The sequence below is a fragment of the Arthrobacter sp. T2-23 genome (genome assembly GCF_055398325.1).
The window spans coordinates 582,386-594,749 of record NZ_AP027917.1 but is presented as its reverse complement, the minus strand read 5'-3'; the positions used below and the strand labels follow the sequence as shown (position 1 = coordinate 594,749).

Below are 12,364 nucleotides of genomic sequence, written 5' to 3'. Positions count from 1 at the left end.
CATGAGCTCCCAGCCTCCAGCATCCAAGCCCCAGGCGCCGGCCCCCGCCCGCCACGGCTCGCACCACGGCCTGCATGACCACAGCGCGCAGGGCCAGAGCCTGGAAGGCGCCCTCCAGCAGGCAGGCTTCTACCCCCGCCTTGTCGCCGACGTCGTCGCCGACGCCCTGGACGGCCGGGACTGCGTGGCCCACCTGGTCCACCTTGAGACCCACTTCGACCGGGCCGAGGTGCGCCGGCACATCACCGTGCTGGTGCTGACCGAGGACATGCTGGTCATCACGCATGTGGACGACCAGCAGCTCGATGAGGCTGGCGAGCAGATCGTCGCCCAGGTCTCCACCGAATCCGTTCCGGTGACGCAGATCCGCTCCGTGGTGCTCAGCTACGTCTACGCCCAGCCGCAGGACTACAAGCCCTCGGACCCGGTCCGTGAACTGACCCTGTCGATCGCCTGGTCCGGCGGCCAGCGCCTCGATATGGGTCCGGCCAGCTGCGGCGACCCGCAGTGCGAGGCCGACCACGGCTACAGCGGCACCATCGCGCAGGAAGACATCGTTCTGCGGATCAGCGCCGAGGCGGACGGTCTCCAGGCCGTCCAGGACGCCAAGCTGTTCGCCCGGGCGCTCCGGGCCGTGAACACCGGCTCCACCGCCCCCGCCGCGCACGGCGTCTCGGCGCTGCCGCAGCGTCCCCGCGCCGGCGTCTTCGGAAACCGCCTCAGCCGCGGTCACCAGCGCTGAAATGGTGCCGGCCCGCGCCTCCCAGTCCCCGGTACCCGCCCCGCAGGCGCCCCTCCCGACCCCCGGCGGCCAGGCGGGGATGCCGGCCGCCCCGGCCTACGGGGACCGTTCCATCGCCGAGGTGCTCAGCAGCGCCGCGGCCAGCCTCGGCGTCCCGGGCTTCGACAACCGGCTGAAGCTCCCCGCCGCGAAGCATGTCTGCGTTGTCCTCGCCGACGGCCTGGGCCGGCAGCTGCTCAAACAGAAGTCAGCCCACACGCCGTTCCTGCGGTCCGTGCTGCAGGCGGGCCAGGGCGCCGTGCCGGCCTGGGTCGATTCGGCCTTCCCGTCCACGACTGTCGCGTCGCTGGCCAGCTTCGGCACCGGACTGCCCGCCGGGCAGCACGGCATGGTCGGTTATGACGTCCTCGACCCGGACCAGGACCGGGTGGTCAACATGCTGGGCAACTGGGACGACGGCGTCGACCCGCAGCAATGGCAGCCGCTGCCCACTGTCTTCGAGCGGGCCGGCGGGTATGTCGACGTCAGCACCGTCGCCCTGCCGCGGTTCAGCGACTCCGCGATGACCAGGGCCGCGCTGCGGGGCGGACGCTTCCTGGCCGGGACCACCTCCCACGCCCGGACCGCGGCCGCGGGGGAGGCCATGGCCGGCGCCGAGAGCTCGCTGATGTACTTCTACGTCCACGAACTGGACAAGGCCGGGCACCGCTACGGATGCCAGTCACCGCAGTGGGAACACCAGCTCGAAGAGCTGGACGCGACCGTGCGCCGGCTCAATGCAGCCCTCCCCGCCGGCACCACGGTGCTGGTCACGGGCGACCACGGCATGGTCGACGTGCCTGAATCGCAGCGGATCGACTACTCCGCCCACCCGGAGCTGATCGCCGGCGTTCGGCACACGGCGGGGGAACCACGCATGGTGCACCTCTACCTTGAGGACGGGACGGACGACGCCGGCCGGCGGCGGCTGCTGGATGCCTGGCGGGCACGGTTCGGCGACCGGATCTGGGCTTTCACCCGCGAAGAGGCGGTGGCCGCCGGGCTGTTCGGCGAAGTCCGCGGCCCGGTAAACGCACGGATCGGCGACGTGATGATCGCCGCCCGCGACGCCCTGGCCTTCTACGACACCCGGCGGGTCCAGGCGCGCGCGCTTGAGGTGGTCGGCCAGCACGGTTCGCTGACCAAGGCGGAGCGGGAGGTCCCACTGCTGTGCTTCCGGGCGGAGGGAAAAGCCGGCGGAGCGAAGGCTGCCCGCAAGGTTCCGCGGCGCTGAACCGTACCCTGCCAAGCCAAGCCTTGCCTGGCCGTTCGTGCCGGGCGGTTCGTGTTAGTCGCTGCGGGTGCCGAACACGATTTCATCCCAGCTGGGAACGCTGGACCGCTTGGGCTTGGAGGGCTGGCGTTCCGGGGTTTCCGGCTCCCGCTCGTCGCCGGAGGAATCGCTGCGCGATGACTCCGTGCCGGGCAGGTCCGGGCGGGCCGGGCCAGCGTGGGACGGACCGGTGTGGGACGGATCGGTGTGGGACGGATCGGTGCGGCGGGAGTCCGGGCCCTGGGCCGCGGGGGAGTCGGCCTGCGCGCGCCGGGACGGTCCGCCGCCCAGCAGCTCATCCAGCCCGGGGCTGGACGTGGGACCGGTGCGGACCGGCCGCAACTGCGAAGCCGCGATGGTGATTTCGCGGGTCTCGGTGCTGACCCCGTCGTGAAGCTTCAGCGCGTCGTCGCCGTCGTCGTTGTCCTGGTGCCGCGGCGCCAGGCTCAGCCGCGAGAGCATTGAGGGCCGGGCGTCCCGGCGTCGCGCAAATGCATCAGGAACCGCATCCGGGCGAGGCGCCGCGTGCGGCTCAGTCTTCGCTGCCGACGCCGTCTGTTCCTCCGCCGCGGGCGCGGGTTTACCGGAAGCGTCGTCGTGGTCGCCGCCGTCGTCCTCCGGCGGTGGGACCTCGGACGGCCGGGGGTGGGCGGCCGGAACACCGGTGGTCAGGAGCAGCGCCAGGGCGTCGTCGGCGTCCTCGTCAAGGCCCAGGCGGTGCCCGCGGCGTGACCGGAGCATGTCCAGCAGCCCGTCGGCATCCTTTTCCTGCTGGGCCGCCCCGAAGGGATGGACGACGCTGAGCTGCGCGGTGGCGGTGCGGGCCGCGGCCTCCGCGTCGGTCTCGAAATCAAAGGGACGGTCCGAGACCGCGGAGAGCCTGCGGGCCGGGACCGGGCCGTCAATCGGCTCAAGTTCACTGAGCTGCTGGGCCCAGCGGTTGGCGTTTTGCAGCGACTTGCGCGCCGGACTGAACGTCCACATCGCCGGCGGCTCTTCGCCGATCGCGGCGTGGGCGCCGGACGGGGCTTCGAACCGGGCCACCACGTTCCAGCTGCCGTCCGGGCGGCGCCAGGAATCCCACTCCACGCTGGAGGGTTCGATCCCGTGGGCCCGGAGCCGGTGCGTGACCATCTCGTCCAGTGTGGCGGGCTGGTCGCCGAAGAAGGAGCGGTAGCTGTCGTGCCCTGCGGACGGGGACGCCACCTCGATCTTGCGGGCCTGCTGCGCGACGTACTCGCGTTCGGCAAGCACGGGGCCCTCGTAGCGCTGGACCTTCGCCAGCGGAATGCCGGAAAGTTCGGCTACCTCCGCGGCGGTGGCGCCGCTGCGGATCCTGGCCTGGATGTCGCGGGGGGACATGGCAATGGGCCCGGCGCCCACACCGGAAGCGGCCTTCGCCGGCGTCCGGCTGGCAGCCGTCCGAAGAGCCTCATCGATCGGCAGCTGGAACATCTCGCCGCCGGTGCCACTCAACAGGAGATGCTCCCCGTCGTCGTGGACGCCTACAAGCCGTAGATCCTGCATACAAATCCTCCACCCTGGCATTACTAACATTCGAAACTCTGCCACCGATGGGCAGTGAATCCGGTTAGGAGGGTGGGCGCGCCGTGATTTTCCGCGACTTTCCGCCCCATTCGGCGTGACCAGGGCCGGCCCCGCGGCACCCGGACCGCATGCCTCTGGTATTCGGCTTGGGATGTGCGTAAAAATGGCCCGACATCGGGCACAAAAAGCGGTTGTCCGGCGTTGACATCGGTGAACCGAACCCGGCCGGTACCGGGGGCTACCAGCCCCCACCGGTGCGGAGGCGGCGACCCAACCCAACGAATGCGGAGTGTGAGCAACAACTAATGGCGACAGACTACGATGCGCCGCGCAAGACTGAAGAAGACCTCAACGAGGATTCCATCGAGGAACTGAAGTCGCGGCGTACGGACAAGCCTTCCGCGGTGGTCGATGAGGACGAAACCGACCTCGCCGAGGGCTACGAACTCCCGGGCGCTGATCTGTCCGGCGAGGAGCTGCTGGTCCGGGTCCTGCCCGCCCAGGCAGACGAATTTACCTGTGCCTCCTGCTTCCTCGTCCGCCACCGCTCGCAGATCGCCCGCGAAAAGGACGGCCTTAAGTACTGCAAGGACTGCGAGGGCTAAGGGTCGCCTGGTTCAGCGGGACAGCTTCAGCGGAACAGTTTCAGCGGGACAGGGCGGCGACGAGCTCGTCCGGGTGCCGCGAGGACGCCAGCCAGTACGGCGTGCGGTCCGAGGGGTCGGTGATCCCGATCCGGACCACCGGATCGATCCAGCCGCGGATGCACATGAACGCCAGGCCGTTGAGCCGGGTGCCACGTTCCGCCGTCGCCTCCGTCCCGCGGAACGCCTCGACGGCGCCGATGAAGCTCCGGTCGATCGTGGCCCGACCGACGCGCAGGGTTTCTGCGGTGACCGAGATGGACGGTGTGGACAGGACCAGCAGCACGGCCAGGATGACGAAGAGCACCACAGCGGCCGTGATGCCGGCGGCGATGCTGATCGGCGCGAACACCAAGATGCCGCCCCCGGCCAGTCCAGCCGCCACCAGCCAGATCCAGAAGCTCGGCCAGAGCTTCTCGCTGTAGAGAACGGTGGCGTTGTGGGGGGTGTTTGAGGCAGGCACGGCGGCGCTGGATTCGGGCATGGGTCCAGCTTTCCACTTTTCCCGGGCCTTTTCACCTTGGCCAGGCCGCCGCGGTCCGGCGCGCGGCAGCGGCGGCACCGCGGTAGGTCGATCCTCCCCGCGGGCGTTACAGTGGGGAACTGTGACTGAAGAAACGACTGCCGTGAACACCCCGCCGGCAGAGCCCGCCGCCAGCGCCTTTCCGGCCGGCGACGTTCCTGCCTACGGAGCCCCCACCCTGAAGGTGCAGCTGAAAATGCTCGACGCCGGCCTGAAGCCGCCGTCGTATGCCCACCCGGGCGACGCCGGCGCGGACCTGCGCGCGCGCGAGGACGTCGTCCTCGGCCCGGGGGAGCGTCGGCTGGTGCCCACCGGCGTCTCGATCGCTCTTCCGGACGGTTTCGTCGCGCTGATCCACCCGCGCTCCGGCCTCGCCACCAAGCACGGTCTGACCGTCGTGAACGCTCCCGGCACCGTGGATGCGGGGTACCGCGGGGAGATTGCGGTGACTCTGCTGAATACTGACCGTGAGCAGGCGATTGAACTGCGGCGCGGCGATAGAATTGCACAAATGGTCATCCAGCGGGTGGAGTACGCCGACTTTGTGCCCGTCCAGGAACTCAGCGATTCCGTCCGCGGCGGCGGCGGCTTCGGCTCCACCGGCGGATTCGGCGCCCCCGGGGCCTGAACCCCGGCCGTTAGACACAGCTGTTCCCCGCGCGGCGGCCGAGGGCTTCGCGCAGGATCACAACTAAGGAGACAACCCCATGGTTTTTGGGCGTGGCAGGAAAGCCAAACAGGAGCAGTTGACGGACACCGGCGAGACCGGGGAAGCTGAGGCTGTCGACGCCGGCGCAGCCGCCGGCGCCACGGACGGTGCCGTCCGCAATGCCGGCCCGTATGACGCCTCGGAGATCGACAACCAGGACGGCTACGTCGACCTCGGCGCCCTGCTGATTGCCCCGCGGGAAGGCCTGCAGCTCCGGCTCGAGGTCGAGGAAGCCACCCAGCGCGTTGTCGCCGTGACCATGGACCTGGAAGGTTCCAGCCTGCAGCTGCAGGCTTTCGCGGCGCCCCGCTCCGAGGGCCTCTGGGACGAAATCCGCGAGCAGATCGGCCAGTCCGTGGGCAGCCAGGGCGGTCAGGTCGATGAGATCGAGGGCCACTTCGGCATCGAACTCGTTGCCAAGCTGCCTGCTGGCGACGGCAGCGAGGGCTACCGCGTGGCCCGGTTCATCGGCGTCGACGGCCCCCGCTGGTTCCTCCGCGGCGTCCTCGGCGGGGAAGCGGCGCTGGACCGTTCAGCCGCCGCCGGGCTCGAGGAACTTTTCCGCCAGATCGTTGTGGTGCGGGGCGAGAACCCGATGCCGCCGCGCGACTTGCTCCAGCTCCGCCTTCCCCGGGACTCCGGCGCGCCGGCGCCGCAGGGTGCCCCGGAGTTTGACCAGCCCGAGCGCGGACCGGAGATTACCCAGATTGGGTGATGCCTCCGGCAAGGATCCAGCCGCCGCCGTTCCGGTGCGGGGGCTCCCGGAGCGCGGCCGCGTGCTGTGCCGCGGGTTCATCGAGTCCGTGACGTATGCCCCGGCCGGCGAAGTTGCCGCCTTCACCGCCATCGTCACCGACCATGACGCCCCGCCGCCGAAGGCACGCACTGCTGTGCAGGCACGCCCGGCCGCGCAGGCCATTCAGTCCGGGGCCCGCCGCAAGGCCCCCGCCGTGGCCGCCGACCGGCTCCGGGTGATCTGGCTGGGACGCCGCAGGATCCCCGGCGTCAAGGCAGGCCTGGAACTCCGGCTCGAGGGGATGGTCACGGTGCGTGATGGGCTGCCCACCATGTTCAATCCGCGTTACGAAATACTCTCCCGCCAGGAGGAGCAATGAGCACCCCCGAAGACCCGCAGCCGCGCACCGCGCCCCCGCGCACCGCGCCGCAGGGTCGCGAAGCGGCCGGCCCCGCGCAGCCCACCGTGGCCCAGCTCGCCGAAGGCTATGCGGCCAAGGCCGGACTGCACCGTTCCCGCAACGGCAACATCGACGTGCTCAAGAGCGCCGGCGGTGTCCAGGGCCTCGCCGAAAGCATCCTTCCGGGGCTCGTGTTCCTGATTGCGTTTACCGTCAGCCGCGAACTTCCGCTGGCGCTGGTCGCCTCGCTCGCCGTGGCCGCGGTGTTCACCGTCGCGCGGCTCATCCAGCGCAAGCCGCTGACGCAGGCGCTGGCCGGCATTGTCGGCGTCGGTCTCTCTGCGTGGCTGGCGAACTCGACCGGCAAGGCCGAGGATTTCTACGTGCTCGGGTTCTTCACCAACCTCGGGTACATCATTGCGATGTCCATCTCGATCGCGGTGCGGTGGCCCTTCGCCGGGCTCCTCTTCGGGTTCATCCGGAACGAGGGCCTGGACTGGCGCAAGCACCCCGCCCGGGTGAAGGCGTACCGGATCGGTACCTGGGTGATCATCTCGGTCCTGGTCCTTCGCCTGCTCGTCCAGGTCCCGTTGTATTTCATGGGGGAGCAGGGCCTCGCCGGCCTCGCCACCACCAGGCTGATCATGGGTGCGCCGCTGTACATCCTGGGTATGTGGGTCGCCTGGCTGCTCACCCGCCCCGCGCCGGCCGCCGTTGACGAGCCAGTTGACGGGCCGTCCGAAGCCAACTAACTCGCAGTTGTTGCCGTTTTGAGGCGTCGAAACGGCAACAACTGCCAGCTAGTTGGGCGGGTCAGCCCTCGAAGCCGTCGTCGCCGGCGGACTGGGTCTCCCGGCCGTGCTGGTCGGCGGTGACCGGGTGCTGGCCGGCGGACGGCTCCCCGGCGGACTCGACGCCGGACTCCGGGGCGGAGAGCAGCGCGCGCAGGCCGTCCTCGGCGGCGATCGTGGTGACGAAGAACAGCTCGTCGCCGCCGTCGATCACGTCGTCGCGGCTGGGCGTAATCGGGGCCTGGTCGCGCAGGATCGCGACCAGGGCCGCGTCCTCGGGCCAGTCAATGTCGCCCACCGTCAGGCCGATCACATGCGAATCGTGCGGCACCGTGAATTCCACCAGTGAGGACACCCCGGTCTGCAGGGTCAGCAGCCGGACCAGGTCGCCGATCTCCACCGCTTCCTCCACCAGGGCGGTCATCAGCTGCGGGGTGTTGACCGCGACGTCGACGCCCCAGGAATCGTCGAACATCCAGTCGTTCTTCGGGTTGTTGACGCGGCCCACGGTCCGGCCGACGCCGAATTCGGTCTTGGCCAGCAACGAGACCACCAGGTTCACCTTGTCGTCGCCCGTCGCGGACACCACGACGTCGGCGTCCTCCAGCCGGGCGTCCTTGAGCGTGCTGAGCTCGCAGGCGTCGCCGACCAGCCAGTGCGCCCCGCGCAGCCCGCTGCGGCCAATCACCTCGGGTTTGAGGTCGATCAGCAGGATCTCGTGTTTGTGGGCCAGCAGTTCACGGGCGATCGATGAACCGACGCTGCCTGCCCCGACGATGACGACTTTCACTTAGGACTCCTTGACGGGGGACTTGGCAAGAATATGGGCGACCTCGGAGGTGCGGTCCACGCTCAGCATGGCGTGAACGGTGTCTCCATCCTGGAAGGCTGTTCCCGGGCCGGGAAGGATGCCCTCGCCGAAGCGGGTGAGGTACGCGATGCGGATGTCGGCGGCCTTTTCGATCGCGGACAGCGGCTGCCCGATCCAACCGGAGTCCACGTCCACCTCGGCCAGCACCAGCCGCCCGGAAGGATCGCGGAAGTCGCCGGCGAGGTGCTGCTCCGGCAGGATCCGGCGCAGCACCTGGTCCGCGCTCCAGCGCACCGCCGCGACCGTGGGGATGCCGAGCCGCTGGTAGATTTCCGCGCGGCCCGGGTCATAGATCCGCGCCACCACGTGCGGGACGTGGAACGTCTCGCGCGCCACCCGGGTGGCAAGGATGTTGGAATTGTCACCGCTGGACACGGCCGCGAAGGCGTAGGCCTCCTGGACGCCGGCCTGCTTGAGCGTTTCCCGGTCAAAGCCGACGCCGGTGACCTTGCGGCCGGAAAAGCCGGTCCGTAGCCGCCGGAAAGCGCGGTCGTCCTGGTCGATGATCGCGACCGAATGGCCGGCGTCCTCCAGTGTGTGCGCCAGGGTTGCCCCAACGCGGCCACAACCCATGATCACGAAGTGCGCCACACGTGCCTCCTCAAGCTTCTTTTGTTCTGCTGCTGCGTAAAACTGTACCGGCCACGGGCGCCCGGGAGACGGTCCGACGGCGGTGCGGTCCGCCGGCCGCTTAGCGACGGGCTCCGCCGTCATGACATCGCGTCCGAATCAGACTAGCTTTGTCTGGTGCTGACAATTTTCAATGCCGTGAAGCGGGTGCTGGTAGGCAGGCCCTTCCGGAACGACCGTCTGGCCCACACCCTCCTGCCCAAGCGGATCGCGCTGCCGATTTTCGCCTCCGATGCGCTCTCCTCGGTGGCGTACGCACCGGACGAAATCCTGCTGACCCTGGCGCTGGCCGGCGTCAGCGCCGTGGCCTTTTCACCCTGGGTGGGCCTGGCCGTGATGGTGGTGCTGCTCACCGTCGTGGCGTCCTACCGCCAGAACGTCCACGCCTACCCCTCCGGCGGCGGCGACTACGAGATCGCCAACGAAAACCTCGGCAAGTACGCGGGCCTCACGGTCGCCGCGGCCCTGCTGGTGGACTACGTCCTTACGGTCGCGGTGTCGATGTCCTCTGCCGCCGCCTACCTCACCACCGCCGTCCCCTCTTTGCATGGCCAGCAGGCCACGATCGCCACGATCGGCGTCGTGGTCCTGGCCCTGGTGAACCTGCGCGGCATCCGCGAAGCCGGCAGCGTCTTCGCCGTGCCGACCTACATCTTTATGTTCTCGATCCTCGGCATGACCGCCGTGGGCGTCTTCCAAGCCGCCACGGGCCAGCTCGGGCAGGCGCCGTCGGCCGAATTCCAGATCGTGCCCACCCCGGGGTTCGACGAGGGGCTGGTCGGCCTGACCGGAGCGTTCCTGCTGCTCCGGGCGTTCTCCTCCGGGGCCGCCGCGCTGACCGGCGTGGAGGCCATCAGCAACGGCGTGCCGAACTTCAAGAAGCCCAAGAGCAAGAACGCCGCGACGACACTGCTGCTGCTCGGTGTGATCGCGGCTTCCATGCTGGCCGGCATCATCTACCTGGCCAACGCCACCAAGGTGCACATCGTGCAGGACCCGGCCAAGGAGTTCCTGCTCAACGGCAAACCGGTGGACGAGGGCTACATCCAGAACCCGGCCATCAGCCAGATTGCTCAGACCGTCTTCGGTGCCGGCTCGCTGCCGTTCTATATCGTCGTCGCCGCCACCGGCGTCATCCTGGTATTTGCCTCGAACACCGCCTTCAACGGCTTCCCGGTCCTCGGCTCCATCCTGGCCCAGGACGGCTACCTGCCGCGCCAACTCCGCACCCGCGGTGACCGGCTCGCGTTCAGCAACGGTGTGCTGGCGCTGGCCGCCGGTGCGCTGGTGCTGATCATCGCCTTCAACGCCGACGTCACCAAGCTCATCCAGCTGTATATCGTGGGCGTCTTCATCTCGTTCACGCTGAGCCAGCTCGGCATGATCCGGCACTGGGGCCGGGAACTGAAGCTCGCCAAGGACCCGGCCGCGAAACTGCGGATGCTCAAGTCGCGGACCATTAACACGATCGGCTTCGGCATGACCGGACTGGTCCTGGTGATCGTGCTGATCACGAAGTTCGAGCAGGGGGCCTGGATCGCGCTGCTGGCCATGTTCATCCTGTTCCTGATCATGTGGAGCATCCGGGCGCACTACGACAATGTGGCCAAAGAGCTCGCCGTGGATGAGGACTCCTCGCCCCGGGCGCTGCCCACCCGGGTGCACGCCGTGCTGCTCGTCTCGCACGTCCGCAAGCCCGTGCTGAGGGCCTTGGCCTACGCCCGCGCCTCGCGGCCCTCCCGGCTGGACGCCATCACGGTGGACATCAGCCCGGAGGAGACCGAGCAGACACTGGAGGACTGGGAGAAGCTGGAGATCCCCGTGCCGCTGACCGTGCTGGCCAGCCCGTTCCGCGAGACTGTCACCCCGATCATGGAGTACATCAAGAACATGCGGCGCGATTCGCCGCGTGACCTGATCGTCGTCTACATCCCCGAATACGTCGTGGGCAAGTGGTGGGAGCAGCTGGTGCACAACCAGACGGCGCTGCGGATCAAGACCCGGCTGCACTTCGAGCCCGGGGTCATGGTGGCGAGCGTGCCGTGGCAGCTGAAATCGTCCGAAGAAGCCAAGAAACTGCAGGATATCCAATGAGCACCGACACCCGGACACCCGCCCGCACCGAGCTGATTGTCGACGTCGGCCCCGTTGCCCACGGCGGCCACTGCGTGGCCCGGCACGAGGGCCGCGTGATTTTCGTCCGCCACGGGATCCCCGGCGAAAAAGTGCGGATCCGGCTGACCGAGGACGGCGAAACCGCGAAGTTCTGGCGCGCCGACGTCGTCGAGGTGCTGGAGCCCTCCGCGGACCGGGTGGACCACTTCTGGCACGCGGCCGACGCCCTGCGCTCCTGGTCGCACGGACACGCGCCGGTCGGCGGCGCCGAGCTGGGCCACATTTCGCTGGACCGCCAACGCCGCCTCAAGGCCGAGGTCCTGGCCGAGCAGCTGCGCCGGCTGGCCGGCGTCGACCTGGCCGTTCCGGTCGAGGCCGTGGGGGAGGCAGCAGCCGGGGCCGGCACCGGCCTGGCCTGGCGGACCCGCGCGGGCTTTGCCGTGACGGCCGGCGGCAAGCTCGGCATGCACGCGCACCGCTCCGACGCCGTCTTTCCGGTCCGCGAGATGCCGCTGGCCGTCGACGCCATCAACGCGCTGAGGCTCTGGGACATCGAGCTGCAGGGGATCGAGCGGGTGGAGGTCGCGGCACCGGCCAACGGGTCCCGCCCGCTGGTGCTCCTGGTCCCGTCCGCCGGGACCCGGGCCAAGCTCGGCGCCATCGTGGCCCAGCTGCCGGAGGACGTCTCGGTGGCGGCCGTTGACCCGGGCACGGGCGCCGTGACTCAATTGCGCGGCCGCACCTGGGTGCAGGAAACCGCGGCCGGCCACGAGTACCGTGTCAGCGGCGACGGCTTCTGGCAGATCCACCGCGACGCCCCGGAGACGCTGGTGGGCGCCGTGACCGGAGTCCTGCACGACGGCGGCTACCTCGCCGCCGGGTCCGTCGCGGCGGACCTGTACGCCGGCGCCGGACTCTTCACCGCGCCCCTGGCCGACGCCGTCGGGGTCACCGGGTCCGTACTGTCCGTGGAAGGGGCGCCGGGCACCAGCCGGGATGCCCGCAAGAACCTCCATGGCGCACCCCAAGTGGAAATCATCCAGGGCAAGGTCGAACGCGTGCTGCGGCAGCAGCCACGCAGCTTCGATGCCCTGCTGCTGGACCCGCCCCGGGCCGGCGCCGGCAAGGCGGTCGTCAACCAGCTGGTGGCGGCCGGGCCCCGGGCCATCGCCTATGTGTCCTGCGATCCCGCGTCGTTCGCGCGGGACGTGGGGTACTTCCAGCAGGCCGGCTGGGCGCTGGAGGGGCTGCGCGCCTTCGACCTCTACCCGCACACCCACCACCTGGAGACTGTGGCGTTACTGACTCCGCGGGGCTGAGGCCACTAGGATGGGCGGAGTAGT

13 protein-coding genes are annotated in these 12,364 nt (G+C 69.5%); 9 read left to right on the top strand and 4 right to left on the bottom strand.

Features of this window, described 5'->3' with window-relative positions; translation table 11 throughout:
- The first annotated feature begins 1 nt into the window (after position 1).
- Both ACZ5Z0_RS02805 and ACZ5Z0_RS02800 read left to right on the top strand, forming a co-directional pair.
- Positions 2–742 (top strand): DUF5998 family protein, encoded by a 741-nt coding sequence (locus ACZ5Z0_RS02805; RefSeq protein ID WP_138769579.1) that lies wholly within the window; start codon positions 2–4, stop codon positions 740–742.
- Positions 743–821: 79 nt separating this feature from the next.
- On the top strand, positions 822–2,015 hold the full coding sequence (locus tag ACZ5Z0_RS02800) for an alkaline phosphatase family protein (protein WP_464110694.1): 1,194 nt from the start codon (positions 822–824) through the stop codon (positions 2,013–2,015).
- A 54-nt stretch (positions 2,016–2,069) separates the two neighbouring features.
- Here the strand turns inward: ACZ5Z0_RS02800 and sepH are convergent, their stop codons facing one another.
- A complete protein-coding gene (gene sepH, locus ACZ5Z0_RS02795) occupies positions 2,070–3,581 on the bottom strand; it encodes a septation protein SepH (RefSeq protein WP_464109793.1) in 1,512 nt (503 codons plus the stop codon).
- 326 nt (positions 3,582–3,907) lie between these two features.
- Between sepH and ACZ5Z0_RS02790 the strand changes: the two genes are divergently transcribed.
- Entirely contained in the window at positions 3,908–4,207 is a 300-nt protein-coding gene (locus ACZ5Z0_RS02790; RefSeq protein ID WP_138769577.1) for a DUF4193 domain-containing protein, read from the top strand.
- A gap of 40 nt (positions 4,208–4,247) precedes the next feature.
- On the opposite strand, the gene ACZ5Z0_RS02785 is transcribed toward ACZ5Z0_RS02790, so the two are convergent.
- Positions 4,248–4,730 carry a DUF3093 domain-containing protein gene (locus ACZ5Z0_RS02785; protein ID WP_464109792.1) on the bottom strand — a complete coding sequence of 161 codons (483 nt, stop codon included), beginning with the start codon at positions 4,728–4,730 and terminating at the stop codon, positions 4,248–4,250.
- Positions 4,731–4,851: 121 nt separating this feature from the next.
- Between ACZ5Z0_RS02785 and dut the strand changes: the two genes are divergently transcribed.
- From dut to ACZ5Z0_RS02765, 4 genes are all read left to right on the top strand, one after another.
- Positions 4,852–5,397: a dUTP diphosphatase gene (dut, locus tag ACZ5Z0_RS02780; protein WP_464109791.1), complete on the top strand. Its 546-nt coding sequence runs from the start codon at positions 4,852–4,854 to the stop codon at positions 5,395–5,397.
- Positions 5,398–5,476: 79 nt separating this feature from the next.
- Complete coding sequence (locus ACZ5Z0_RS02775; RefSeq protein ID WP_464109790.1) at positions 5,477–6,193, top strand: DUF3710 domain-containing protein; 717 nt, start codon at positions 5,477–5,479, stop codon at positions 6,191–6,193.
- On the top strand, positions 6,186–6,593 hold the full coding sequence (locus ACZ5Z0_RS02770) for a single stranded DNA-binding domain-containing protein (RefSeq protein WP_464109789.1): 408 nt from the start codon (positions 6,186–6,188) through the stop codon (positions 6,591–6,593). Before ACZ5Z0_RS02775 ends, ACZ5Z0_RS02770 begins: the two co-directional genes overlap by 8 nt.
- Complete coding sequence (locus tag ACZ5Z0_RS02765) at positions 6,590–7,366, top strand: DUF3159 domain-containing protein (RefSeq protein ID WP_464109788.1); 777 nt, start codon at positions 6,590–6,592, stop codon at positions 7,364–7,366. The genes ACZ5Z0_RS02770 and ACZ5Z0_RS02765 overlap by 4 nt, the downstream gene beginning before the upstream one ends.
- Positions 7,367–7,427: 61 nt before the next feature.
- On the opposite strand, the gene ACZ5Z0_RS02760 is transcribed toward ACZ5Z0_RS02765, so the two are convergent.
- Both ACZ5Z0_RS02760 and ACZ5Z0_RS02755 read right to left on the bottom strand, forming a co-directional pair.
- Positions 7,428–8,195 carry a potassium channel family protein gene (locus ACZ5Z0_RS02760; RefSeq protein WP_464109787.1) on the bottom strand — a complete coding sequence of 256 codons (768 nt, stop codon included), beginning with the start codon at positions 8,193–8,195 and terminating at the stop codon, positions 7,428–7,430.
- A complete protein-coding gene (locus ACZ5Z0_RS02755) occupies positions 8,196–8,867 on the bottom strand; it encodes a potassium channel family protein (RefSeq protein WP_138769570.1) in 672 nt (223 codons plus the stop codon).
- A gap of 156 nt (positions 8,868–9,023) precedes the next feature.
- Here ACZ5Z0_RS02755 and ACZ5Z0_RS02750 point away from each other — a divergent pair, with 156 nt between their 5' ends.
- Together ACZ5Z0_RS02750 and ACZ5Z0_RS02745 are read left to right on the top strand one after the other, a co-directional pair.
- On the top strand, positions 9,024–11,000 hold the full coding sequence (locus ACZ5Z0_RS02750) for an APC family permease (protein ID WP_464109786.1): 1,977 nt from the start codon (positions 9,024–9,026) through the stop codon (positions 10,998–11,000).
- Positions 10,997–12,340 (top strand): class I SAM-dependent RNA methyltransferase, encoded by a 1,344-nt coding sequence (locus ACZ5Z0_RS02745; protein WP_464109785.1) that lies wholly within the window; start codon positions 10,997–10,999, stop codon positions 12,338–12,340. The genes ACZ5Z0_RS02750 and ACZ5Z0_RS02745 overlap by 4 nt, the downstream gene beginning before the upstream one ends.
- The last annotated feature ends 24 nt before the right edge of the window (positions 12,341–12,364 follow it).